This is a genomic window from Ruegeria sp. CDSA141 (assembly GCF_059612005.1).
Genome location: NZ_JBXWPT010000009.1, coordinates 50,852 through 74,376, shown reverse-complemented (window position 1 = coordinate 74,376; position 23,525 = coordinate 50,852). Strand labels below are relative to the sequence as shown.

Below are 23,525 nucleotides of genomic sequence, written 5' to 3'. Positions count from 1 at the left end.
GGCTGGCGCGGAGGGTACATGGATCAGGCTCAAATCGAAGTTCAGGTACTTGGGTCACTGTCGCAGATTTCAGCGACCGAGTGGGATGCCTGCGCTTGCCCTGAGGCCGCCGATGGTGGACGGCCCCTTGATCCCTTCACCACGCATCGCTTTTTGCTGGCGCTTGAGGAAAGCGGCTCGGTCGGGCGTGGCACGGGTTGGCAGCCGCAATACCTGACGGCCTTTCTTGACGGGATCCTGATCGCAGCGGCCCCGATGTATGCCAAATCGCACAGCCAGGGCGAGTACATCTTTGACCACAGCTGGGCCCATGCCTATGAAAGCGCAGGCGGGCGGTATTATCCCAAACTGCAAATTGCGGTGCCGTTCACACCCGCAACGGGGCGTCGGTTTCTGGTGCGCCCGGGCTACGAGCGAATCGGAATGTCGGCTTTGGTGCAGGGTGCCGTTCAACTGGCGGCTGACAACCAGGTGTCATCGGTTCACGCGACCTTCTGCACAGAAGAGGAAGCATTGGCGGGGGAGCAGATGGGTCTTATGCTGCGCAGCTCGCAACAGTTTCACTGGCTGAATGATGGCTATGCTGATTTCGATGAATTCCTCTCCGCCTTGTCGTCACGCAAGCGCAAGAATATCCGCAAGGAACGGGCGCAGGCCCATGGCTTTGGCGGTGAAATCCATACATTGACAGGCGATGATCTGCGTCCGGAACACTGGGATGCTTTTTGGCGGTTCTATCAGGATACCGGGGCCCGAAAATGGGGATCACCCTATCTGACGCGCCAGTTTTTTGACATCGCACAAGAGACGATGGCGAATGATATGGCGCTGGTTTTGGCTGAACGGGATGGGCATGCCATTGCGGGTGCGCTGAACTTCATAGGCCGCGAAACGCTTTTTGGGCGGTACTGGGGCTGCATTGAACATCATGCCTGCCTGCATTTCGAGCTGTGCTACTATAGGGCGATAGATTTTGCCATTGCCCACGGTCTGGCCCGGGTGGAAGCGGGCGCTCAGGGTGAACACAAGCTGGCACGCGGCTATTTACCGACGCGCACGCATAGCTTGCACTGGGTCGGTGATCCGGGTTTTGCCGATGCGATTAAAAAATATCTGGACGCCGAAGGCCGCGCAGTGGGAGAAGAGATCGAGATTCTGACAGATTACGGCCCGTTCAGGAAATCGAACCCGGAGGAACAGCAATGACTGAACTTTTGTCCGCCGAGACCCGTGGCCCGCTGCTGGACCCGCTGTTCAAAAACGGCTGGACCATGGTCGAAGGCCGCGACGCGATCACCAAGGCCTTCATTTTCGACAACTTTGTGCACGCATTTGGCTGGATGACGCAAGTGGCGATCTGGGCCGAGAAATGGAACCACCACCCAGAATGGTCCAACGTCTACCGCACAGTCGAGGTGGTCCTGTCCACCCATGACGTAGGTGGCCTGTCGTCACTGGACGCCAAGCTGGCTCGAAAGATGGACAGTCTGTGTTAACGGTCGTTGCCTGAACCTTGGCCACCGGCCAGGGACGCGGCTGTGCCCATCTGCTTGAATTCCGCAGGCGTCACGGTGCCTTCGCTGACATCTATGGATCTTGGGATGCCCGTGGTCTTGTTCCCGATCTGGCGCACACTGCGCGCTGATGGGTTGATATCCAGACACCGGTTTTCGTAGCAGGTCAGGCCAGACAGATTGATCTGAATGCGGGCCTGCCCGTCCGGCCCCGTCACGACCGGAGCCTGCGGCGCATCGCAGGCCGCGACCAGCGCCAAAGCGCCCATTCCAATCCATCTTTTCATACCAAGCTCCTTGAAAACGGGCTTAGTCCAGTTGACCATTGCCGTTCTGATCTGCCGCGCCGAAATCTTCATTCATCTGTGCATAATATTCCGATCTTGAGATAAAGCTGTCCTTGTTGCGGTCAACATTCTGGAACTGCTTTATGTCCAGAAACGGTTTGGCCTCGGCCTGACCCAATGTGCCGTTCTTGTCTTCGTCCATGGCCTGAAACGCATAGTCCGAAAAAACGTCGAATTCGTCTTTGGACAGGAACCCGTCATTGTTTGCGTCGATGGCGTTCAATTCTTTTTCATGCAGTTCGGCCACGGTTTCGGCATTGGTCGCCGAGGCCAAAAATGCAGCCGTGAATACAAAAATCGCCTGTTTCATTTCCAATCTCCTCAGCATGCAAATCTTTGGCCTTCAAAGCCACCGGCGGCGGCGCCGGCTGCTGTCAGGATCGTCTTGCCCGATCCGCCGCCGAACTGGTTGCCGATTGCACCGCCGATCAAGGCGCCGCCCAATGTGCCGCCAAGGCAGGCAATCTCGTGCTGTCGTGCAGCTTGCTGTTGCGGGGCTGGGGCCGGTCCGCAGGCTGCCAGAAGGGCCGCGCCGGTCAGGAAGGATAAAAACAACTTAAGTTTCATAAAAAAGCTCCCCAAATTATGCGTCGAGTATTCGCGCATTGGGGCGCTGCTTCAAGTTAAATTGGGTTCACGCGGCCCCGGGCAAACCGGGGCCGGCCAAATTCAGATCACCTCCAGCAGGCCTTCACCCGCTGAGATCTCGCAGGCACCGGGGTTTTCTTCCAGATTCAGGGCCGTGACCTTACCGTCCTCGACCAGCATCGCATACCGTTTGGAGCGTGCGAACAAACCCACAGGCGGGGCGTCGAAATCCATGCCGATGGCCTTGGTGAATTCTGAAGCCGCGTCTGAGACCATGGTCAATCCCGCCGCGGTCGCGCCTGTGGATTCACCCCAGGCCTGCATGACGAACGGGTCGTTGACCGACAGGCACATGATTTCTTCAACGCCTTTGTCGTCGAACTGTTTTTTTGTACGGATGAAGCTTGGCACATGTGCGGTGGTGCACGTACCGGTATAGGCGCCGGGCACAGCGAAAATGACAACCTTGCGTCCTTTGGTCTTGTCTGAAATCCGAACCTCTTCCGGCCCGTTTGCCCCCATCTGGATCAGTGTGGCCTCGGGTAGGGTGTCTCCTGTTGAAATCATTTTTTAGCTCCTGTCGTTTGGATTTGCAGAATTGGGCTTAAGCGCAATATAGGTGGTCCAATCAGAGAGACCACGGGAAAACTGCAGGGTGGGCAAAGCATGAGCCATATTGTCGTGATTGGCGCAGGGCAAGCGGGCGCGTCTTTGGTGGCGCGGCTGCGCAAGGACGGGTTCGGCGGAGAGATTACTCTGATCGGGGCCGAGCCGCATCTGCCATATCAGCGCCCGCCATTATCCAAGGCCTATCTTCTTGGAGAGATGGAGCTGGAGCGCCTGTTCCTGCGCCCCGAAAGCTTCTACGTCGAAAACAACATCACTTTGCGTCTTGGCCAGCGCGTGACCGGCATCGATCCCAAGGCCAAAACGGTTACTCTTGGGGATGAGGTCATCCCGTATGACGAACTGGCGCTGACCACCGGGTCAGATCCGCGCCGCCTGCCTGCTGCCATCGGAGGCGATCTGGACGGTGTCCACGTGGTGCGCGACCTGGCCCATATTGACGAGATGGAACCCAAAGTGACCGAAGGCGCCCGCGCGCTGATCGTGGGTGGCGGTTACATCGGGCTCGAGGCCGCCGCTGTCTGCGCCAAGCGGGGCGTCAAGGTCACTCTGGTCGAGATGGCCGACCGCATCCTGCAACGGGTTGCAGCACCCGAAACCAGCGACTATTTCCGCGCGCTGCACAGCAAATATGGTGCCGACATTCGCGAAGGTGTCGGGCTCGATCGGCTGATCGGCGAAAACGGCAAGGTTGTGGGGGCCGTGTTGACCGACGGCACAAAGCTGGAGGTGGGTTTTGTTGTGGTCGGTGTGGGTATCGAGCCCTCTACTCAACTGGCCGAGATGGCAGGGCTGGAGCTGGACAACGGCATCAAAACCGATGCCCATGGCCGGACCTCTGATCCGTCGATCTGGGCGGCCGGCGATTGCGCCTCTTTCCCCCATGGCGAAAGTCGTATCCGTCTGGAAAGCGTCCCGAACGCCATCGACCAGGCTGAAATCGTGGCGCAGAACATGCTGGGTGCGGCCAAGGTTTACGTGGCGACCCCATGGTTCTGGTCTGACCAGTACGACGTCAAGCTTCAGATCGCGGGCCTGAACACCGGATATGACCGTGTGGTGACCCGCGGGGGCGAGGGTCAGACCATGTCCTTCTGGTATTACAAAGGCGACAGGCTGATTGCTGTGGATGCGATGAATGATCCGCGAGCATACATGGTCGGCAAGAGATTGATCGAAATGGGCAAGACAGCTGATCCCGAAGTTGTGGCAGACCCGAACGCGGACCTGAAACCGCTGCTTAAGGCGTGAGGATCATTGCCGGAGAATTCCGGGGCCGCGCCCTCGCCTCGGTCGGCAAGGGTGATGCGGGCGCGCATCTGCGCCCCACCACCGACCGCGTGCGTGAAAGCCTGTTCAATGTGCTCAGCCACCAGATCGAATTTGACGGTTTGCGGGTGCTGGATCTGTTCGCGGGAACCGGGACACTGGGGCTGGAGGCACTGTCGCGGGGCGCGTCGCATGTCACCTTCGTTGATGACGGGCGGGTGGCTCACGGGTTGATCCGCAAGAACATCGATCTGACCCGCAGCGCCGATCGTACCGACTTGATCCGCCGCGATGCAACCCGGTTGGGCGACAATACCGGCGCGCCTTATGATCTGGTTTTTCTGGACCCGCCTTACGGGAAATCCATGGGGCAGAAGGCCGTCGCCGCCTTGGCCAATGGCTGGATCGCGGATGATGCATTGTTGGTTTGGGAAGAAAACGCCCGGATGCAGGCGCCGGCCGGATTCACATTGCATGACAGCCGCAGGTATGGCGACACGCATATTTCTTTGATGTGGAAAGGTGTTCCAGATTGAATCGCTCTGCGCGGTTTGGCGCTTAACATGGGTGGGCAATGACGGGAAAGCCTGGATAGGCCGACCGCGAGGCGAAGTAGGGATTCCATATGCACGATCTTGTCATTTTCGACTGCGACGGCGTTTTGGTGGACAGCGAGGTGATCTCGAACCAGGTGCTGGTGGACAATCTGGCGGATTATGGCCTGCATCTGGCGCTGCATGAATGTATGTCGCTGTTTGTGGGTGGAACGATGGTCGGCGTGCGCGACAAGGCCCGCGCGATGGGTGCCCTTCTGCCCGAAGACTGGATAGATCAGATCTATGTCGAAACCTACGACCGCCTGCGTGCAGGTGTGCCATTGGTGCCCGGTATCGCAGACCTGCTTGAGGGGCTGGATCAAAAGGGTATCCCCTTTTGCGTCGCGTCGAATGGCAGCCCGGACAAGATGAAGATCACACTGGGTCAGAACGGGCTTTGGGACCGGTTCAAAGACGTGATGTTCTCGGCCCATGTGCTGGGCACCGGAAAGCCGGACCCAAAGATGTTCCAACTGGCCGCCGAGCACTTTGGTGCAAAGGCTCCGGTGGTGATCGAAGACAGTCATAGTGGTGTCACGGCTGCAATCCGAGCCGACATGCGTTGCCTCGCTTATGCGCCTCATGGAGGCGGTGAAAAGCTGGCGGATCTGGGTGCTGAAGTGATCACGGACATGTCGCAGGCGCATGGGTTGTTGGGACTTTGACCCGCGGTTGTGCTAAAGTACGGGTATGGATCGCACCCTGACACCTTTCGCCTGGACCTTTTCCAGCGATGCAGAAGCTTCCACCAGCCCAGAGCGCAAACCCATGCGTGCGCCGGTCTTCATCCACGACGCGGTCACGCCGTGGGGGGACGAAACGATGCTGTTGAAACTTTTCCGCGAACAGGCCGCGGATCAAGAGGAATAGGTCGGGTGGTATTTGCCGCCGGGAGACAGGGTAAAGATCTCGACCCCATCTGAGGTGACGCCCACCGAATGTTCGAACTGTGCCGACAGTGATTTGTCGCGGGTCACGGCAGTCCAGTCATCGGCCAGCGTCTTGGTTTCGGGACGACCCAGATTGACCATGGGTTCGATGGTAAAGAACATACCCTCTTCCAGAACGGCACCGGTGCCCGGGCGACCATAGTGCAACACGTTCGGTGGTGCGTGAAAAACGCGACCCAGACCATGACCACAGAAATCGCGTACAACGCTCATCCGATGAGCTTCGACATAGGACTGAATTGCGTGGCCGATGTCACCAAATGTATTGCCCGGCTTGACCATCTCGATGCCCTTGAACAGCGCGTCATGAGTCACCTGAATCAGCCGTTCCGCCTTGCGCGGCAGCTTGCCCGCCACATACATGCGCGAGGTGTCGCCGAACCAGCCATCGACGATGACTGTCACGTCGATATTCAGAATGTCGCCATCCTTCAGCTTTTTGTCGCCCGGAATGCCATGGCAGACAACGTGGTTCACGCTGATGCAACTGGCGTGCTGATAGCCTTTATAGCCTATGGTGGCCGAGGTCGCGCCGGCGTTTTCGACCATCTGCGTGATCAGCCCGTCAATTGCGCCAGTGGTTTGACCTGGAAACACATGTTCGGCAATATCATCTAGAATTCGCGCCGCCAAAGCCCCTGCCGCGTGCATTCCGGCAAAGTCACCTTGTTCATAGATGCGAATGCCGTCCTTGGTCAGGCGGCCACGATGCTCTTTCATCGACGCTAAGCTCCAAATGTTGCGCGCAGCATTCCTTTTACGCTGCTTGTGCAGAAAGTTCCAGAGGGTGTGCAGTGGTGGGTGTTTTTCAGTTAGTTGGGTTTAATACAGAGACTGATAAGGGCACTTGTCGATCAAGGCAGACGAAAGTGAGTTGGGAATACGCCGACACTGCTTCCGGGGCCAACAAGAATAATCTGCCTTCCGGTTTGCAGACGTCTGCGAATACTGTTCGGGACATCACAAACGACGTTAATGGCACGCGCCGTGTCTTTCAGAGCGATCGGCCTAGGGCACTTCCGAGAATCTCCCATATTGGGATCACTAACAACAAATGTTATTTCTACCGTGTGAAAAGAGGGAAGAGAAACAACCATCGGGATCGTCGCTGCCACTACAAGAAACCCCGCGAACGCGCCTACCAAAGGCATGAAAAATATAGACAATGTTGTTTTTATTGGCTCCGAGAGTTGGATGCCTTCCGATAAGCTAAGATGAACCGCCCAAAGCGCCAATGCCGCAGAAAGCGCGCCGACGACACATGCTGGCCAAAAGGTCCAAGAAACCCAAGTTGGAGAGGGAACAAACCCTACACCAAAAAATCTTGCCAATACAGGTATGCCACCCAAAATCATTAGAGTCAGTGAGATTGTTCGAATACGCTTTTCTAAGCGGGTGTTCTCGGTCTTCGGTAGGGCAGTCATTAAGTTGTCCTTTGAGAAACCTAGGCAAATTCGATAGAAATGATCGGGTTCATCTGAGTTTTCTCTCAACAATTGATTGACGAGTTTACCAAAATACCCCTTGGCGAAATACGCGTTCCGTAAACCAACCGTTCAACACCTTTCGCCCGTGCGCCCTCAAAGGCCGCAGCGTAAGCCGGGTCGATATCTGCGGCCAGCGCAAACCGGTCGCAATCCGTACGTTGCACCAGATACAGCATGATCGCCCGGTGCCCTTGTGACGCCATCGCGGCCAACTCGCCCAGATGCTTGGTACCACGGGCTGTGACGCTGTCGGGAAACTCGGCCAGCCCAGGCTGGCGTGACAGTGTCACGCTTTTCACCTCGACATAGGCATCCGGCAGGCCCGGCCCGGTCAGCAGGAAATCGATGCGGCTGTTGTTACCGTATTTCACCTCGGGCCGAACGATGTCATAGGCGGCCAGTTCGGGAATCTCACCGGCTTCCAAAGCAGTGCGCAGCGCCCGGTTCGGAACCGAGGTATCGACCCCGGTAAAATGCCCGTTCTCATGATCGACCAGCCGCCATCCGAATTTCAGCTTTTTCTTCGGATCGTCGTTTGGCTCCAGCCAAATCTTTTCGCCGGGCTCGGCCAGCCCCATCATCGACCCCGGATTGGCGCAATGGGCCGTAACCTCTCGCCCATCTTCAAGCGTGCAATCGGCCAGAAAGCGTTTGTAGCGGCGGATCAGGCGGGCGGGAACAAGAGGGGTTTCAAATCGCATGGTTCAGGGCCTATACCTGCCCCCAAGGACGATCAAGAGGGGAGAGCGCCATGGCCAATCCAACCGCAGCAATGCTGGTGATCGGGGATGAAATCCTGTCGGGTCGCACCCGCGATGCGAATATGCATTTTCTGGCGCAGGAGCTGACAAAACACGGCATCGACCTGAAAGAGGTCCGCATTGTCAGCGATGACGCCTCCGCCATCGAAGCGGCCGTCAAAGTGCTGTCCGACGCCTATGACCATGTCTTCACCAGCGGCGGCATCGGCCCGACCCATGACGATATCACGGCCGATTGTATTGCCCGCGCTTTCGATACACCAATTGATGTGCGGGATGACGCGCGCGCGCTCTTGCAGGCCCATTACGACAAATCCGGGCTGGAACTGAATGCCGCCCGCTTGCGCATGGCGCGTATTCCGGACGGTGCGACGCTGATCGAAAATCCGGTTTCAACAGCCCCCGGATTCACGCTTGCGAACGTGCATGTCATGGCAGGTGTGCCTTCTGTTTTTCAAGCGATGGTAGCGAGCGTTTTGCCAACATTGACCGGAGGCAGACCTTTGTTGTCGCAAACTCTGCGTGTGGACCGCGGAGAAGGTGATATCGCCGCAACCCTGTCGGCCTTGGCCGAAGTTTTCAGCGACCTGTCCATCGGTTGCTACCCGTTTCAGATCAACGGTGCCTTCGGGGCCAACGTGGTTGTGCGCGGCACCGATGGAGGCCGGATCGACGCGGCCACCACCCGCCTGGCGAAAGAGCTTGAGCTTTGAGCGATAACTGGGCGGAAATAGTCGACGGAACCTGGCCCGCCGTACGCTATCAGCGGCTTGGCCCGTTTCTGCTGCGTGAGGGGCAGGGCGGAGGGTCGCGCGTATCAGCGGCCAGTGCATTGGGTCCGGTCAATGAAGACGATATCGACGCCGCCGAGGCCGCAATGCAGGCCATGGGGCAGAAACGCATCTTCTGTCTGCGCCCGGGGGATGAAGTCCTGGATGCAAAGCTGGCCCAGCGGGGCTATGATATTCTTGACCCGGTGAACATCTATGCCTGTCCCGTCTCCAGACTGACCGATCAGCCAATCCCACCGGTCATGGTGTTTTCGATCTGGGAACCGCTTGAGATCATGCGCGACATCTGGGCCTCGGGCGGGATCGGACCCGAGCGGATCGCGGTGATGGAACGCGCCAAGGGCCCCAAGACAGGGTTTTTGCTGCGTCACAACGACAAACCCAGCGGCGTGGCTTTTGTGGCGATGCATGCAGACACTGCAATGGTCCACGCGCTTGAAATCCTTCCCGAACATCGCCGACAGGGGTTAGGCCACTGGACCATGCGCGCAGCAGCATTCTGGGCGCGGGATCACAGTGCGCAAAACCTCAGCGTGATCTGCACCAAAGCCAATGAGGGCGCCAACGGCCTTTATCGCGCCCTCGGGATGGAGATCGCAGGCGAATACCATTACCGTCATCTTGTCTGAACTGAAGAGGTCGCCGTGACACAAAAAGACATGCCCACCGCGCTGAACCTGCCCATGGTTGATCCGCTGCCGCCGGAAACGCAGAAATACTTTGATATCTGTATCGAAAAACTGGGCATGGTGCCGAATGTGCTGAAAGCCAACGCATTTGACATAGACAAGCTGAACACATTCACCGCGATGTATAACGACCTGATGCTGGCTGACAGTGGGTTGACCAAGCTAGAACGCGAGATGATCGCCGTAGTCGTCTCGTCGATCAACAAGTGCTTCTACTGTCTTGTCGCGCATGGGGCGGTGGTGCGTCAGCTTTCGGGCAATCCGCAACTGGGTGAGATGCTTGTGATGAACTACCGCGTCGCGCCGCTGGAGCCGCGTCAACGGGCGATGCTGGACTTCGCTGCCAAGATGACCACCGCCAGCGCAGAGATCGAAGAGCCCGACCGACAGAAATTGCGAGACGCCGGATTTACTGACCGGGACATTTGGGACATCGCCAATGTCGCCGGGTTTTTCAATATGTCAAACCGGGTGGCCAGCGCAACGGCGATGGTGCCCAACGAAGAATATCACGCACAGTTTCGATGATCCGCATCGCCGCCCTTATAGCCCTGCTGATGACAGGATCTGTTGCCGCGCAGGACCTGACCCTACCGGCCAGTGCCCGTCAGATCAGTGACCGGACGTCTCCGCTGGACAGCTATGATCTGCCAACGGGGCCGTATGCGAATGGCTCTGTGCCCGCAGACACTCTCGAAGGGCGCGTGGAACGCTATACGTGGCGGCTTCAGGCAGGGTCGAGCACGACATTGCAGCTTCTCGCCCCGCTGCGGGAACAGATCGAGGCGCAGGGATACAAGATCCTGTTCGAATGCGACGCGCGGGCTTGCGGTGGTTTCGACTTTCGCTTTGGCACCGAGGTCGTGCCAACCCCGGATATGTATGTCGCCATTCAGGATTACCGTTTTCTGTCGGCGATCAAAGGGGCGGTTGCCCTTAGTCTGCTGGTCAGCCGCAATCCCCCGGATGGCTACGTGCAGATGATCCGGGTGACGCCTCAAGATGCACCGGACTCGGACCCTGTGGTGGTCGAGCAAGCCGTAGAGGGTACGGTCGGGTTGCTGGAGGCCTTGGCGACAACGGGCCACGTGATCCTGGATGATCTGCATTTTCCAACGGGCGAGGTTGCCCTGGGCGAGGGACCGTTTGTCTCACTGACCTTGTTGGCCGGATACTTGACTGACAGCCCGAAAACGCGTCTGGCACTGGTGGGGCACACCGACGATACTGGTGCCTTGCAGGCGAATATTTCGGTTAGCAAAAGCCGGGCCGAGGCGGTGCGAACCCGCCTGATTGATGCACATGGCGTGGCACCCGACCGAATCGAAGCGCAGGGTGTTGGCTATCTGTCTCCGCTTACATCGAATGCAACCCCGGAAGGGCGCGATCTGAACCGTCGGGTCGAGGCAGTATTGCTCGTCAACTGATCCACCACAGGTACAGCGGCAATCCTACGGTGATGTTGAACGGAAACGACACCCCCAGCGACAAGGTCAGATAAATCCCGGCCTCGGCCTTTGGAAGGGCGATCTTCATCGCGGCGGGAACCGCGATATACGACGCCGAGGCTGACAGCACCATGAACAGGAACAAGCTGCCCTGTGGCAGTCCGATCACGGCACCTACCGCCCAGGCCATTACTGCGCCAATCAGGGGCATCAAGACACCAAAGGCGAACAGGCCAACCGACAGCTTGTCTCGATTGCCGATCAGGCTGCGCCCTGCCGACAGGCCCATATCCAGCAGAAACAGGCACAAGATACCGGTGAAAGGCGTAACGATGAAGGGCGCGATCATCTGCATACCTTCGCCGCCGGTGATGGCTCCGATCAGGAAGGCACCGGTGAGCAGAACAATCGAGCCATTGGCCAGCAGATCGCGCCACAGCTTGTCATCCTTGACACCATTGCTTCCGGTCCTGTGCGCCAACCAAAGCGCCGACAGGATTGCAGGCACCTCCATCGCAGCCGCAACGGCCACCATGAATCCGTCATGGGACAGCCCAACCAGATCCAGCAGACTGGTGGCGGTGACAAAGGTGACGATCGAGATCGAACCATAGTGCCCTGCAACCGCCGCCGCGTTCAGCGCATCCAGCTTTGTCATCACCCTGAGCAGGCCAAAGGCCACGAAGGGGATGGCAAAGGACAAAGCAACACCGCCCAGCAGTGTCAGGAACAGTTGCAGGTGAATGCCATGCGCAGCCAGACTGGCACCGCCCTTGAACCCGATGGCCAGCAACAGGTAAAGCGACATGAACTTGGCCGCGCCCGCCGGAATGGACAGGTCACTGCGTACAAAGGCCGCCAAAAGCCCAAGAGCAAAAAACAATATGGTAGGCACCAGCAGATTGCTGGACAGTGTCTCGATCACTCCGGGCATATTTGACTCCTGACCCCTCGTTTTCGGGTTAGGTGCCTTGCAAAACAGATTTCGCCAAATACTATCTTTCTAAGTAATAAATAGTTTCAGGCTATGAAATGCGCCCGACATTGCGGCAGTTGGAATACATCGTTACCGTCAGTCGCCTTGGGCGATTCAGTTTGGCCGCCGAGGTGCTGAATGTAAGCCAGCCCAGCCTGTCGACGCAAATTGCGACTGTAGAACAAGAACTTGGCGTTCGAATCTTTGATCGTAACCGTGGTGGAATCCAAGTGACGACAAAGGGTGAAGAGCTCATCTTGCGCGCGCAGAAGATTCTGGCAGAGGTCAAGGACCTGCGCCATGCAATGTTGAACGATATGCCCGTCGGAGGAAGGTTGCGACTGGGGGTATTGCCTTCGATCGGGCCCTATCTGTTGCCGCAAGCCATCAAACAGGTGCACCAGATTCGCCCCGGGTTGCGCATTGTCGTGCGCGAGGAAAACACACTGGATCTGGAACAGGGTCTGAAATCCGGTCGATTTGACCTGATATTGTCCACGCCCGAAGACCATCCGAATACCGTGCAACACCGTTTGTTCAACGAACCTCTCTGGGTCGCGGTTGCCGTAGATGACGTTCTGGCGCGGGATTTGCAGGGTGTCAGTGCCATAGATCTTCAGAACCGGATTTTTCTCACCCTGGATCAAAGCCACCGCCTGTCGCGCATCGTCTATGCATTGGCGGCAGAATGCGGTGGGGTGGTTTCGGATGAGTATGAAGGCACGACACTTGATTCCATTGTCCTGATGGCGGCTTCGGGTGTTGGTGTTGCGGTACTGCCTGATCTTTATGCTCGCAGACAGGGGATCTACCGCGACGAGGTGCGGTTGCGCCCACTCTCCATTGCCAATGCAAATCGCGATATCGCCCTTTTGGCACGCAGTTCCGAAACCCCGCCGCGGGGTCAGAATGTGCTGACCGACAGCCTGCGCTCTTCCGCCCGGTCCATGGGGCTGTCTGTGATCGGTCCATAAAAAAAGGCCCGCACTTTTACATGCGGGCCAAAGGTTGGTCTTCAGGGAGAAATTACCAGTCCATCGGACCCTTCTCGTGGAAAGAGTCGACGAGGAAATCAATGAAAGCCCGCACTTTGGGTTGTGTAAAACGGCCGGGCGGGTAGACCGCGTAAACGCCTTGAACTTCGTCGGGCAGGGATGGCATGGCATCGACAACCAGCCCTGCCTTCAAGGCTTCTGCGTAAAGATAGCTGGGCAGATACGCGATACCCAAACCGGAAACCGCCGCGTTCAACAGGGATTGGCCATCGTTCACGCTCAACCATCCGGCCGTTCGAACCTGACGCTTTTCGCCGGATGGCGCGGTCAGTTTCCAGACATTGCCCGAGGACTGGCTGGAATAATGCAGCAGCTTGTGTTCGTTCAGGTCGTCGATCTTCTGTGGGCGGCCGAATCTTTCGACATAACTGGGCGCGGCGACCATGCGTTTGACGGTTTCGGTCAGTTTGCGGGCCCGCAGCGTGCTGTCTTCCAGCTCACCAATGCGGACGGCCACGTCAAATCCTTCGGAAATAAGTTCGACGTAACGATTGTTCAGTACCATGTTCACAGTGATGTCGGGGTAGGCCGCAAGGAACTCGGACAGCACAGGTGACAGGTGATTTACGCCAAAATCCGTGGCAACGCTGATGCGCAAAAGACCAGATGGGGCTGATTGCATCGACGTGACCAGTGAATCCGCTTCTCCTGCATCATTGAGAACGCGGCGCGCGCGGTCATAATAGGCCAGCCCGATTTCTGTTGGTGACACCCGGCGCGTGGTACGGTTCAACAGTCGCGCTCCCAGACGTGCTTCAAGGCTCGATACGTGTTTGGACACGGCTGATTTGGAGATGCCCATCTTCTTGGCCGCATCGGTGAAGCCACCCTGGTCCACCACATTGGCGAAGGCTTCCATTTCGGTCAGTCGGTCCATACTCGTTCCCCAGATCTTGATTTCCGTCCTGACTATGGCGCTGAATCTGGGCGGAAACGGGGCAGACATGGGATAATATCAGGGATTTGAATCGGATCGTTTGCGTATGGGAAACGCAGAAACAGTGGTTTCCAATCTCGTCTCAGGCATTGTGATGCTGTGTTTTCTGGGAAATCGCGCTAAGCTGTTACCTTGAGAATGGCATTTTTGTGACCAGGGAGAAATCATGAAGACCTTTTTCGCCATTGCTGCCCTTTGCCTTTCGGCGGGTTTTGCACACGCCGGAGGAGAGACCTCATCGAATCCCGATGCAAAGGTCTATTTCGTCAACCTGTCGGACGGTGACACCGTGCAATCACCGGTCACGGTTGTCTTTGGCCTCAGCGGCATGGGGGTCGCTCCAGCGGGAACCGAGAAAGAAAACACCGGACACCACCATCTGCTGCTTGACCGTCCCCCGCTGGGTGAGGGTGAGGATGGTGCAGATGAGTTGGCCAATGGTTTGCCCGCCGACGACAACCACATACACTTCGGAGGCGGTCAGACCGAAGTGACGCTGGACCTGCCATCGGGCCAGCACACATTGCAACTGGTTCTGGGCGACGCCGGGCACGTGCCACATGCCACACCGATTGTATCCGAAGTGATTACGATTACCGTGGAGTAGTCCGCATGCCCAGTCGCAGGTTGAACGTGTCCGGGGCGCCTGCGTTGGTCGCAGGTGTACGGAGTCCCTTGGCATAGATCGCGGCCGCATCGATGAAGTCATACTTGCGCAACAGATCGTAGGCGACCTGAACATGTTCGGCATGTCCGAACGTCGTATTGTCGATGGCATGTGCCTCAAACGCGCTGGTGATCTCGGCGCTCATTTCTCGTCCTACTTGAAACGGTGACTGTCCTCGGCCGTCCAGTCGAGGTCATAGACGGTTTTGAGCTGCTTGATCTTCTCCAGCGTTTCCTTGGAAAAAGCCGGTTTGTTCTCGAAGCTGTGCAGGGCGATGCCCTCGATCAGATAACCAAGGGTCATGTCCAATGACTCCGCCAGTCCCTTGAGGACCTTCAGCAGGCGTTTCTCAATCCGAATTCCTGTTTGGTTCGTTCTATTTTATGACTCATGTGATACATACGTACATTGATAACACCTAAGTCAAGCAGCACAAAAAAGCCGCCTCATTAGAGACGGCTTTCCTCAACGTAACTTGAAATTCGTTTCAAAACGTTGCGGCCAGGCGCGTGCCCTGATTGATTGCGCGTTTGGCGTCCAACTCTGCGGCCACATCCGCACCGCCGATCACGTGTGGTGTGACTCCTCGCTCGATCAGTGCATCTGCCAGTGACCGCTCTGAAACCTGACCTGAACACAATACAACAGTGTCAACAGGGATTACAGTCGGGTCGGCGCGCTCTTCTCCGAACGAGACATGCAGCCCCTCGTCATCGATGCGCTCGTAATTCACGCCGCCCACGAAGTTCACGTCCTTCATCTTCAGCGTCGCGCGGTGAATCCAGCCGGTGGTCTTGCCCAGCCCCTTGCCATGCGCCTGTTTCTTGCGCTGCAGTAGCGTGATCTGGCGCTTGGGCGCCTCGGGCTGCGGGCCTTCGGGCGCCAGGCCTGCGCGGTGCTGCTCGGGATCGGCGACGCCCCACTCCTTCATCCACAGGGGCAAGTCGGTGGTGGGCGAGTGGCCTTCCTCCAGCAGGTATTCCGACACGTCGAAGCCGATGCCGCCCGCACCGATCACGGCCACCGACTTGCCCACCGGGGCCTTGTCGCGCAGCACGTCGATATAGTTCACGACATTGTCGCGATCCTCTCCGGGGATCTGCGGGTCGCGCGGATTGACGCCGGTGGCGATCACCACCTCGTCGAACCCGGTCAGATCATCGGCGCCAACCTCGCGGCCCAGTTCGACCTTGACGCCCAGCGTGTCGAGCATGGTGCTGTACCAGTCCACCAGCCCCCAGAACTCTTCCTTGCCCGGCACCTGCTTGGCCATGTTCAGTTGCCCGCCGATCTCGTCGGCCTTGTCGAACACGGTCACGTCATGTCCGCGCTGGGCGGCGGTCATCGACGTGGACAGGCCCGCCGGACCCGCACCCACGATGGCCACGCGCTTGGGCGCGTCGGTCTTTTCGATCACCAGCTCGGTCTCGTGGCAGGCGCGCGGGTTCACCAGGCAGGAGGTCAGCTTTCCGCTGAAGGTGTGGTCCAGACAGGCCTGATTGCAGGCGATGCAGGGCGCGATCTTCGTGGCTTCGCCAGCAACCGCCTTGTTCACGAAATCCGCATCCGCCAGCATCGGCCGGGCCAGCGAGACCATGTCGGCGCAGCCCTCGGCCAGCACCTGTTCGGCCACGTCCGGCGTGTTGATCCGGTTCGAGGTGATGACCGGAATCCCCACCTTGCCCATCAGTTTTTTGGTCACCCAGGCAAAGGCCGCCCGCGGGACGCTGGTGGCGATGGTCGGAATCCGCGCCTCGTGCCAGCCGATGCCGGTGTTGATGATCGTGGCCCCGGCTTGCTCGATCCGCTGCGCCAGCTGCACCACCTCGTTAAAGGTCGAGCCATTGGGCACCAGGTCGATCATCGACAGGCGGTAGATGATGATAAAATCACTGCCCACTGCCTCGCGGGTGCGGCGCACCACTTCCAGCGGCAGGCGCATCCGGTTCTCATAGGACCCGCCCCAGCGGTCGGTGCGCTTGTTGGTATGGGTTACCAGGAACTGGTTGAGGAAATACCCTTCCGACCCCATGATCTCGACCCCGTCATAGCCCGCCTTCCGGGCCAGCACGGCGGCGTTCACGATATCGCTGATCTGTTTCTCGATACCTTCTTCGTCCAGCTCGTTCGGTGGGAAGGGCGAGATCGGCGACTTCACCGGGCTGGGCGCCACGCATTTGGGGCCATAGGAATAGCGACCCGCATGCAGGATCTGCATGGCGATCTTGCCGCCCGCCTGATGCACCCGGTCGGTGACGATGGAATGGTTGGCCACATCCTTGTCGCTGGTCATCATCGCAGCGCCGGGCAGGACCGAGCCTTCAAGGTTTGGCCCAATTCCGCCCGTCACCATAAGCGCCACACCACCGCGAGCGCGCGCTGCATAAAACTCGGCCACCCGATTCCAGTCGCCGGTTTCCTCAAGCCCGGTGTGCATCGAGCCCATCAGCACGCGGTTTTTCAACGTGGTAAAGCCCAGATCCAGCGGGGCCAGCATGTTTGGGTACGCAGTCATGGCGAAACTCTCCCTCCCGAATTTGCGTGTTAGATTGACGTTCGCGTCAACTTTGTCACGCGAAACCCCACGTCACCCTCTTTGCTGTTGCGCCGGTGATTGCTAGAGGTGGTCGAAACAACCCGATGAGGCCGCGCATGACCCCCGAAGAAATCGCCAAACTGCCCTATCGCCCCTGCGTCGGGCTGATGTTGATGAATGCCGAGGGCAAGATTTTCGTCGGCCAGCGCAATGATCGCCACAAGGACGCCTGGCAAATGCCACAGGGTGGCGTGGACAAGGGAGAAGACCCGCGCGACGCAGCCTTGCGCGAGCTGTGGGAAGAAACCGGCGTGACTGCGGATCTAGTCGAGGTCGTTGCAGAGACCGATGGCTGGCTGCGCTATGATCTTCCGCACGACATCGTGCCCAAGATCTGGAAAGGTCGCTATCGCGGGCAGGAACAGAAATGGTATCTGCTGCGCTTTATCGGGGCAGATGATCAGATCAATATCGCGACCGATCACCCCGAATTCTCACACTGGAAATGGCAGGCGCCTGATCGGTTGATCGAAGAGATCGTACCGTTCAAACGCACGGTGTATGAACAAGTGCTGAAGGCTTTTGACAGCTATTTGGGCAAAAAGGCCTGACGCTTGGGAAAGTTGGACATTTTCCAGGCTGGCTTTTAGCGCTGAGCCGTTCATAACCGGCCTGTCATGACTCAAACGACCTATCCCAGCTCCGTACGCGCGCATCGCTCTGCCGACATGGTCGTCCATGTGTTCGGGTTGTCCCTGATCCTGACGGCTGGCAGCCTGCTGATCATGAACGCCTATCAGCGTTTGGATTCCGCGCTGCTTCTTGCGGTCATTGTTTATGTTCTCTGTGCGCTTGCGTCGAACCTTGCGTCCTGTGCCTATCATTTTGCGCCCTGGCATGACCGTCGCAAACTGCTGCGTCGTATCGACCATGCCGCGATTTATCCCAGCATCTGCGGGACATTCACGCCGTTCTTCGTTCAGGCGGGCACGACATGGACCATGACGCTGCTATGGGTATGCTGGAGCCTGACCATCGCAGCCGTCTGGAACAAGATCGCAAATGAAACGGTCAAATCACGATGGTCGACAGCGTCATACCTTGGTTTGGGTGGCATTGGTCTGGGGGCAATCCCAGACATGACCACTGTTCCCACAGCCACACTTTGGTGCATTGTGGGTGGCGCAGCCAGTTATGTTATCGGAACGATGTTTTACGCCCAAAAGACACTACCGTTTCGTTACGCGATATGGCACGTCTGGGTGAACCTGGGCGGAGTTCTGATGTTTGTTGGAATCTGGCTGGCGCTGTTTTCTTGATAAACGGCAGGGCCGGGGCGTGGGTGCCCCGAACCGTTTTCAGATCAAATCAAGAGGGTCCTGATTTGAGTTCACATCAACCCTTCGGCGTGCAGCAATTCCTGCATGTTTGCCTCGGGGCGTGGGCCGATATGGCAGATGACTTCGCGGGCGCAGACATTGCCGATGCGGGCGCAGGTCTCGTAATCCCGACCCGTGGCCATGCCGAAAAGGAAGCCCGCCGCAAACTGGTCGCCTGCGCCTGTTGCATCAACAGGGACAATCTTTTCAACCGGCACGTCAATGCGGGTGTCGCCGTTCAGAACGGTCACACCGTCGCCTGAGCGGGTGCAGACCACCAGCGGACAGATCGCGGCCGTCTTGGCCAATGCTTCTTCCAGATCGTCAGTTTCGAACAGTGATTTGATCTCGGCCTCATTGCCGATCACGAAGTCCAGCTCATTTTCGATCAGCAGCAGGAAATCGACCCGGTGACGTTCCACGCAGAACGGGTCGGAAATGGCGATGCCGGCCTTGCCGTCACTCTTATGGCAGGCGCGCGCGGCCTCAAGGAATGCCGCCTTGCCTTTTTCCTTGTCGAACAGATACCCCTCGAGGAACATGATCTGGCTGTTTCCAGCGACCTCTTCCGAGACATCCTGAGACGACAGCTCCGAGGAAATGCCCAGATAGGTGTTCATTGACCGCTCACCATCGGGCGACACAAAGATCATCGAACGTGACGTCGGCAATTCACCACCGGGTACAGGTGGGTTCACGAAATCGACGCCATCCTCGTTCATCGCATCTGCATAGAAACGGCCCAGCGCGTCATCGTGAACCCGGCCGATGAACGCAGCATCCAGCCCAAGTGCGCCTGCGCCCGCAATGGTATTGGCCACCGAGCCGCCCGGCGTTTGAACACGGCTTTCCATCGAGGCGTACAGCACCTCGCCGCGTTCCTGTTCGATCAACTGCATGATGCCTTTTTCGATGCCCATCAGCTCCAGGAAGCTGTCATCGGCCTGGGAAATCACATCCACAACGGCATTTCCGATGCCGGTCAGTTGATAAGTCTTCATAGGGTTTTGTCCTCGAATTGGCAGAGATCACGGATGATGCAGGTCGGGCATTGCGGCTTGCGCGCCTTGCAATGGTACCGGCCATGCAGGATCAACCAGTGATGCGCATGAAGTTGAAAGTCAGCAGGAATATTGTCTTCGATGGCGCGTTCGACAGTGTCTACATCTTTGCCGGGGCAAATACCGGTGCGGTTGCCGACGCGAAAGATATGGGTGTCCACCGCCTGCGCCGGTTGTCGCCACCACATGTTCAGAACCACGTTGGCCGTCTTTCGGCCCACACCCGGAAGGGATTGCAGGGCAGCCCGGGAATTGGGAACCTCGCCGCCATATTCGTCTACGAGGATACGGCTGAGCTTGATGACGTTCTTGGCCTTCTGGCGGAACAAACCAATGGTCTTGATGTGCTCGATCAGGCCTTCCTCGCCCAGATCCAGCATATTTTGCGGCGTGTCGGCGATCTTGAACAGCGCGCGCGTCGCTTTGTTGACGCCTGCATCCGTGGCTTGCGCCGAAAGGGCCACGGCGACGACCAGAGTATAGACGTTCACATGCTCCAGCTCGCCCTTGGGTTCCGGGTCGGCCTCTTGAAAGCGCGTGAAAATCTCGCGGATCGTATGATAGTCGAGTTGCTTTGCCATCCGGGCCTTAATGCCGTCCACCGGGCTCTGACACAAGCCCAAAGCCAATGCGCAAGTTCCGGGTCGCGGCAGCGTGGCCTGCGCGCTATGGTTTTGTCAGAAGATGAGGTGGAACCATGAACGTCCAGACCCCGGAAAGCGGATACCATTACAACGTCATGCGCCGCGCAATCGACCTGATTGATCAGGGCGGCGAGGGCCTGAGCCTTGATGAACTGGCACGCCAGATGGATATGAGCCCGGCCCATTTCCAGCGCCTGTTCTCGCGTTGGACCGGAGTGTCGCCAAAACGGTACCAACAATACCTGACACTGGGCCATGCGAAGGCATTGCTGCGCGAACGGTTCACAACACTGGAAACGGCACACAATGTGGGCCTGTCCGGTAGCGGACGTCTGCATGATCTGTTCCTGAAGTGGGAATCCATGAGCCCCGGCGAATATGCCCGCAAGGGCGAAGGTCTGACGATCTATTGGGGGTGGTTCGAATGCCCCTTTGGCCCCGCGCTGGTCATGGGTACCGACAAGGGCATCTGCGGCATGGCCTTCGGGGCCGAGACCGGCGAAGAGGCCGCGATGGAAGACATGATCTCGCGCTGGCCCAAGTCGACGTTTGTCGAAGATCCGATGCGCCTGCGTCCTTGGGCGCTGAGTGCTTTTGGCGCTGCCAACGATCGGTTGGAGCCAACACCGGTTTTCCTGATCGGATCACCTCTGCAAATCAAGGTGTGGGAAGCGCTGATGCATATCCCGTCCGGGCAGGTCACGACCTACTCCGAGATCGCCCAACGGGTCGGCTCTCCGCAAGCAGTTCGCGCAGTGGGAACGGCAGTTGGCCGCAACCCGGTTAGTTGGCTGATCCCCTGCCATCGGGCATTGCGCAAGTCAGGTGGCCTGGGAGGCTATCACTGGGGATTGCCGGTCAAGCGTGCCATGCTGGCCTACGAGGCGGCGCAGGCAGACGCCTGATTGACAGACGGCCTGACCGCTGCCAAAAGGCACCTCAGGTTCGGGTCCCCTGCCGTTCGCGGCCATTGGCTTTGGTGAAACCCGGTTTTGAAATGCATCTGTTGCCCTTTCTTGGCGCGCGGATGGTAATGCGAGCCCCGTCCTGATTTCGCGCCCGTTCAAGGAAACGAGGCACATGATGACACGATCCCAAACCGTTGCTCCGGTTGAAGAGCTGAAAGCGCAGGCAAAACGCTTGCGGGAAAAACTGAAAACGACGGGTGTTTCTCTGTCGCATAGCGCGGCATTGGAACTTCTGGCCCATCAGCATGGCGTTCGAGACTGGAACACCTTGCATGCGATGTCCGGAAACCGGATGCATCTGCGCGTAGGTGATCGGGTTGAAGGACGCTATTTGGGTCAGGCGTTCACAGCCGAAATTCGCGGCATGATCGTATTGGGCGATGGCGCGCGTCGCCGAGTGACCCTGCATTTCGATACGCCGGTAGATGTGGTCCGCTTTGACAGCTTCTCTGCATTTCGACAGCGCGTCACCGGAGAGATTGGGTGGGACGGTCGGTCCAGACGCCACACGTCCGATGGCGAACCCCAGCTTGTGGTGCGGCCCGTATAGAGCGTAATGGGCGAGGCAACCGCGTTGCCCCGCCCAATCTGTCTGCTTCGCAGGTGAAGTTACTCTGCGGCCCAGCCGCCGACGGCTTTGACTTCAAGGAAATCCTCGAGACCGAAGACTCCGCCTTCCCGCCCGTTGCCGGATTGCTTCATGCCGCCGAACGGTGAGCCCGCGCTGCGCGATTGTCCGTTCATTTCGACCATGCCCGACCGCAGAGCCCGCGCCATGCGATTGGCACGCGCACCATCCTGTGTCTGAACATAATTGGTCAGGCCATAGGGTGTATCATTGGCGGTTTCGACAGCCTCCTCTTCTGTGTCGAAGGGGATCATGGTCAGAACTGGGCCAAAGATTTCTTCGCGGGCGATGGTCATCTGGTTATTTGCATCAGCAAAGACCGTGGGGCGGACATAATAGCCCTTGTTCAGCCCCTCAGGTCGTCCGGTGCCGCCTGCAACCAGCCGCGCACCTTCGTCGATGCCCTTCTGGATCAGGTCCTGAATCTTGGTCCACTGAACTTCATTCACAACCGGACCGATGTGGCGACCTTCCTCCATGGCAGGGCCAACCTTGACCATGCTCGCAACTTCGGCCGCCGTTTCCACAGCCTTGTCGTAGATCGGGCGCTGCACCAACATCCGGCTGGGTGCGTTACAGCTCTGGCCGGTGTTTTGCATCATGTGCAGCACCCCGCGCTTGACCGCTTTTTCGTCCGCATCCTCAAAGATGACGTTGGCTCCTTTGCCTCCCAGTTCCAGATGCACTTTCTTGAGGGTGTCAGCCGCGTTCTTCGAAATCGCAGTGCCCGCGCGAGTCGAACCGGTGAAGCTGACCATATCAACATCCGGATGACCCGAAAGTTGCGATCCAACACCCGCTCCGTCGCCGTTGACCAGATTGAACACACCGGGCGGGAAGCCTGCCTTGTCCATCATCTCGGCAAAAATCATCGCGTTCAGCGGGCTTTGTTCTGACGGTTTCAGAACCATCGTGCAGCCCGCAATCGCAGCAGCACCAACCTTGAGCGTGATCTGGTTCATCGGCCAGTTCCACGGCGTGATCAGAGCGGCAACGCCAACCGCCTCATAAATGATGCGATCATTCGGTGCATGATCCCCCAGCGGGCGCTCGAATTCAAACGACCTTGCGGCGCGGATGAAGTTCTTCAGGTGATAGATGCCGGCACCAGCCTGCGCCGAGCGCGCCAGATCGATCGGGGCGCCCATTTCAAGTGACATCGCCTGCGCCAGATCCTCTGCCCGGGTTGCATAGAGTTCGACCAGCTTTTCCACCAGCGCGATGCGGGTTTCCACTGGAGTTGCCATCCAGCCTGGCAAAGCGGCCTTGGCTGCGGCAACGGCTGCATTCGTGTCGGCTTCGGCGCCAAGCGAGATCATTGCGCAGGGCCCTTCGGTCGAGGGGTTGATGACCTCGAAGTCATTGGGCTGCGACGGGGCCATCCACTGACCGTTAATATAGAAATCCCGCTTTTCGATCATCCTGAGCCCTCCTGAAGGTTCGCCTGAAGCCGGCTGTTCGGGGCCACTCTGTCACCCATGCACAGGCTGAGCAATAGTGAATTTGATCAAATTTTTTTCTGGTCAGGCTCACGAAATCCGTATCCCTGGACACGATGGCTGGTTTAACCTGTGCACAAAGTGATTAGGTTCCAGACGACCGACTCA

31 protein-coding genes are annotated in these 23,525 nt (G+C 58.1%); 16 read left to right on the top strand and 15 right to left on the bottom strand.

From position 1 onward, the window contains the following. The first annotated feature begins 18 nt into the window (after positions 1 to 18). Both AC2FLP_RS13850 and AC2FLP_RS13845 read left to right on the top strand, forming a co-directional pair. Complete coding sequence (locus AC2FLP_RS13850; protein ID WP_299899556.1) at positions 19 to 1,206, top strand: GNAT family N-acetyltransferase; 1,188 nt, start codon at positions 19 to 21, stop codon at positions 1,204 to 1,206. Next, positions 1,203 to 1,496 (top strand): 4a-hydroxytetrahydrobiopterin dehydratase, encoded by a 294-nt coding sequence (locus AC2FLP_RS13845; RefSeq protein ID WP_496684275.1) that lies wholly within the window; start codon positions 1,203 to 1,205, stop codon positions 1,494 to 1,496. The genes AC2FLP_RS13850 and AC2FLP_RS13845 overlap by 4 nt, the downstream gene beginning before the upstream one ends. Here AC2FLP_RS13845 and AC2FLP_RS13840 read toward each other — a convergent pair. The 4 genes from AC2FLP_RS13840 to AC2FLP_RS13825 all read right to left on the bottom strand — a co-directional run bounded on the left by AC2FLP_RS13840 (position 1,493) and on the right by AC2FLP_RS13825 (position 3,016). Further along, a complete protein-coding gene (locus tag AC2FLP_RS13840) occupies positions 1,493 to 1,801 on the bottom strand; it encodes a hypothetical protein (RefSeq protein WP_117872941.1) in 309 nt (102 codons plus the stop codon). The two genes, AC2FLP_RS13845 and AC2FLP_RS13840, sit on opposite strands and share 4 nt — an antisense overlap. A gap of 22 nt (positions 1,802 to 1,823) precedes the next feature. Next, positions 1,824 to 2,171, bottom strand: coding sequence for an EF-hand domain-containing protein (locus tag AC2FLP_RS13835; RefSeq protein WP_496684272.1), 348 nt, complete (start codon positions 2,169 to 2,171; stop codon positions 1,824 to 1,826). Between the two features lie 11 nt (positions 2,172 to 2,182). Then, entirely contained in the window at positions 2,183 to 2,428 is a 246-nt protein-coding gene (locus AC2FLP_RS13830; protein ID WP_496684269.1) for a glycine zipper 2TM domain-containing protein, read from the bottom strand. 102 nt (positions 2,429 to 2,530) lie between these two features. Then, positions 2,531 to 3,016 (bottom strand): peroxiredoxin, encoded by a 486-nt coding sequence (locus AC2FLP_RS13825; RefSeq protein ID WP_299899552.1) that lies wholly within the window; start codon positions 3,014 to 3,016, stop codon positions 2,531 to 2,533. A gap of 99 nt (positions 3,017 to 3,115) precedes the next feature. Between AC2FLP_RS13825 and AC2FLP_RS13820 the strand changes: the two genes are divergently transcribed. From AC2FLP_RS13820 to AC2FLP_RS13805, 4 genes are all read left to right on the top strand, one after another. Next, positions 3,116 to 4,327 (top strand): NAD(P)/FAD-dependent oxidoreductase, encoded by a 1,212-nt coding sequence (locus AC2FLP_RS13820; protein ID WP_496684266.1) that lies wholly within the window; start codon positions 3,116 to 3,118, stop codon positions 4,325 to 4,327. Beyond that, positions 4,324 to 4,881 (top strand): 16S rRNA (guanine(966)-N(2))-methyltransferase RsmD, encoded by a 558-nt coding sequence (gene rsmD / locus AC2FLP_RS13815; protein ID WP_299899548.1) that lies wholly within the window; start codon positions 4,324 to 4,326, stop codon positions 4,879 to 4,881. Before AC2FLP_RS13820 ends, rsmD begins: the two co-directional genes overlap by 4 nt. A gap of 89 nt (positions 4,882 to 4,970) precedes the next feature. After that, positions 4,971 to 5,606: an HAD family hydrolase gene (locus AC2FLP_RS13810; RefSeq protein WP_299899546.1), complete on the top strand. Its 636-nt coding sequence runs from the start codon at positions 4,971 to 4,973 to the stop codon at positions 5,604 to 5,606. A 25-nt stretch (positions 5,607 to 5,631) separates the two neighbouring features. Next, positions 5,632 to 5,811: a hypothetical protein gene (locus AC2FLP_RS13805; RefSeq protein ID WP_299899544.1), complete on the top strand. Its 180-nt coding sequence runs from the start codon at positions 5,632 to 5,634 to the stop codon at positions 5,809 to 5,811. On the opposite strand, the gene map is transcribed toward AC2FLP_RS13805, so the two are convergent. The 3 genes from map to sfsA all read right to left on the bottom strand — a co-directional run bounded on the left by map (position 5,799) and on the right by sfsA (position 8,079). Beyond that, entirely contained in the window at positions 5,799 to 6,611 is an 813-nt protein-coding gene (gene map / locus AC2FLP_RS13800; RefSeq protein ID WP_117871744.1) for a type I methionyl aminopeptidase, read from the bottom strand. The genes AC2FLP_RS13805 and map overlap by 13 nt on opposite strands. 134 nt (positions 6,612 to 6,745) lie before the next feature. Continuing rightward, positions 6,746 to 7,315 carry a hypothetical protein gene (locus AC2FLP_RS13795; RefSeq protein ID WP_496684261.1) on the bottom strand — a complete coding sequence of 190 codons (570 nt, stop codon included), beginning with the start codon at positions 7,313 to 7,315 and terminating at the stop codon, positions 6,746 to 6,748. A gap of 65 nt (positions 7,316 to 7,380) precedes the next feature. Next, entirely contained in the window at positions 7,381 to 8,079 is a 699-nt protein-coding gene (gene sfsA / locus AC2FLP_RS13790) for a DNA/RNA nuclease SfsA (protein ID WP_299899540.1), read from the bottom strand. A 50-nt stretch (positions 8,080 to 8,129) separates the two neighbouring features. Between sfsA and AC2FLP_RS13785 the strand changes: the two genes are divergently transcribed. From AC2FLP_RS13785 to AC2FLP_RS13770, 4 genes are read left to right on the top strand one after another with little or no spacing between them, the layout of a single operon-like run. Next, positions 8,130 to 8,852: a competence/damage-inducible protein A gene (locus tag AC2FLP_RS13785; RefSeq protein WP_496684257.1), complete on the top strand. Its 723-nt coding sequence runs from the start codon at positions 8,130 to 8,132 to the stop codon at positions 8,850 to 8,852. Continuing rightward, positions 8,849 to 9,559 carry a GNAT family N-acetyltransferase gene (locus AC2FLP_RS13780; protein WP_299899538.1) on the top strand — a complete coding sequence of 237 codons (711 nt, stop codon included), beginning with the start codon at positions 8,849 to 8,851 and terminating at the stop codon, positions 9,557 to 9,559. Before AC2FLP_RS13785 ends, AC2FLP_RS13780 begins: the two co-directional genes overlap by 4 nt. A gap of 30 nt (positions 9,560 to 9,589) precedes the next feature. Further along, positions 9,590 to 10,147, top strand: a complete 558-nt coding sequence (locus tag AC2FLP_RS13775) for a peroxidase-related enzyme (RefSeq protein WP_496684425.1) — start codon at positions 9,590 to 9,592, stop codon at positions 10,145 to 10,147. Then, a complete protein-coding gene (locus AC2FLP_RS13770; RefSeq protein ID WP_496684253.1) occupies positions 10,144 to 11,046 on the top strand; it encodes an OmpA family protein in 903 nt (300 codons plus the stop codon). The genes AC2FLP_RS13775 and AC2FLP_RS13770 overlap by 4 nt, the downstream gene beginning before the upstream one ends. On the opposite strand, the gene AC2FLP_RS13765 is transcribed toward AC2FLP_RS13770, so the two are convergent. Further along, complete coding sequence (locus tag AC2FLP_RS13765) at positions 11,039 to 12,001, bottom strand: sodium-dependent bicarbonate transport family permease (RefSeq protein ID WP_117871760.1); 963 nt, start codon at positions 11,999 to 12,001, stop codon at positions 11,039 to 11,041. The two genes, AC2FLP_RS13770 and AC2FLP_RS13765, sit on opposite strands and share 8 nt — an antisense overlap. Before the next feature lie 98 nt (positions 12,002 to 12,099). Between AC2FLP_RS13765 and AC2FLP_RS13760 the strand changes: the two genes are divergently transcribed. Beyond that, complete coding sequence (locus tag AC2FLP_RS13760) at positions 12,100 to 13,017, top strand: hydrogen peroxide-inducible genes activator (RefSeq protein WP_496684248.1); 918 nt, start codon at positions 12,100 to 12,102, stop codon at positions 13,015 to 13,017. 52 nt (positions 13,018 to 13,069) lie between these two features. On the opposite strand, the gene AC2FLP_RS13755 is transcribed toward AC2FLP_RS13760, so the two are convergent. Next, entirely contained in the window at positions 13,070 to 13,975 is a 906-nt protein-coding gene (locus AC2FLP_RS13755) for a LysR family transcriptional regulator (protein ID WP_117871765.1), read from the bottom strand. 226 nt (positions 13,976 to 14,201) lie between these two features. Here AC2FLP_RS13755 and AC2FLP_RS13750 point away from each other — a divergent pair, with 226 nt between their 5' ends. Beyond that, positions 14,202 to 14,642, top strand: coding sequence for a DUF4399 domain-containing protein (locus tag AC2FLP_RS13750; protein WP_299899531.1), 441 nt, complete (start codon positions 14,202 to 14,204; stop codon positions 14,640 to 14,642). Here the strand turns inward: AC2FLP_RS13750 and AC2FLP_RS13745 are convergent. From AC2FLP_RS13745 to AC2FLP_RS13735, 3 genes are all read right to left on the bottom strand, one after another. Beyond that, the gene (locus AC2FLP_RS13745) at positions 14,629 to 14,847 is read right to left on the bottom strand and encodes a hypothetical protein (protein ID WP_117871769.1); all 219 of its coding nucleotides are present in this window, start codon (positions 14,845 to 14,847) and stop codon (positions 14,629 to 14,631) included. The genes AC2FLP_RS13750 and AC2FLP_RS13745 overlap by 14 nt on opposite strands. Positions 14,848 to 14,855: 8 nt before the next feature. After that, a complete protein-coding gene (locus AC2FLP_RS13740; RefSeq protein WP_299899528.1) occupies positions 14,856 to 15,005 on the bottom strand; it encodes a hypothetical protein in 150 nt (49 codons plus the stop codon). Positions 15,006 to 15,189: 184 nt separating this feature from the next. Next, entirely contained in the window at positions 15,190 to 17,217 is a 2,028-nt protein-coding gene (locus tag AC2FLP_RS13735; RefSeq protein ID WP_496684243.1) for an FAD-dependent oxidoreductase, read from the bottom strand. A 137-nt stretch (positions 17,218 to 17,354) separates the two neighbouring features. Here AC2FLP_RS13735 and AC2FLP_RS13730 point away from each other — a divergent pair, with 137 nt between their 5' ends. Both AC2FLP_RS13730 and trhA read left to right on the top strand, forming a co-directional pair. Further along, positions 17,355 to 17,849 carry an RNA pyrophosphohydrolase gene (locus AC2FLP_RS13730; RefSeq protein WP_496684240.1) on the top strand — a complete coding sequence of 165 codons (495 nt, stop codon included), beginning with the start codon at positions 17,355 to 17,357 and terminating at the stop codon, positions 17,847 to 17,849. 66 nt (positions 17,850 to 17,915) lie between these two features. Further along, complete coding sequence (trhA, locus tag AC2FLP_RS13725) at positions 17,916 to 18,557, top strand: PAQR family membrane homeostasis protein TrhA (protein WP_496684237.1); 642 nt, start codon at positions 17,916 to 17,918, stop codon at positions 18,555 to 18,557. Positions 18,558 to 18,628: 71 nt separating this feature from the next. On the opposite strand, the gene AC2FLP_RS13720 is transcribed toward trhA, so the two are convergent. Both AC2FLP_RS13720 and nth read right to left on the bottom strand, forming a co-directional pair. Continuing rightward, the gene (locus AC2FLP_RS13720) at positions 18,629 to 19,618 is read right to left on the bottom strand and encodes an adenosine kinase (protein WP_496684234.1); all 990 of its coding nucleotides are present in this window, start codon (positions 19,616 to 19,618) and stop codon (positions 18,629 to 18,631) included. After that, a complete protein-coding gene (nth, locus tag AC2FLP_RS13715) occupies positions 19,615 to 20,259 on the bottom strand; it encodes an endonuclease III (RefSeq protein ID WP_496684231.1) in 645 nt (214 codons plus the stop codon). The genes AC2FLP_RS13720 and nth overlap by 4 nt, the downstream gene beginning before the upstream one ends. A 116-nt stretch (positions 20,260 to 20,375) precedes the next feature. Between nth and AC2FLP_RS13710 the strand changes: the two genes are divergently transcribed. Together AC2FLP_RS13710 and AC2FLP_RS13705 are read left to right on the top strand one after the other, a co-directional pair. Beyond that, entirely contained in the window at positions 20,376 to 21,227 is an 852-nt protein-coding gene (locus AC2FLP_RS13710; RefSeq protein ID WP_496684228.1) for a bifunctional helix-turn-helix domain-containing protein/methylated-DNA--[protein]-cysteine S-methyltransferase, read from the top strand. A 175-nt stretch (positions 21,228 to 21,402) separates the two neighbouring features. Then, entirely contained in the window at positions 21,403 to 21,840 is a 438-nt protein-coding gene (locus AC2FLP_RS13705; protein WP_496684225.1) for a glyoxalase superfamily protein, read from the top strand. 59 nt (positions 21,841 to 21,899) lie between these two features. Here the strand turns inward: AC2FLP_RS13705 and AC2FLP_RS13700 are convergent, their stop codons facing one another. Beyond that, positions 21,900 to 23,339: an aldehyde dehydrogenase family protein gene (locus AC2FLP_RS13700; protein WP_496684222.1), complete on the bottom strand. Its 1,440-nt coding sequence runs from the start codon at positions 23,337 to 23,339 to the stop codon at positions 21,900 to 21,902. Positions 23,340 to 23,525 lie beyond the last annotated feature (186 nt).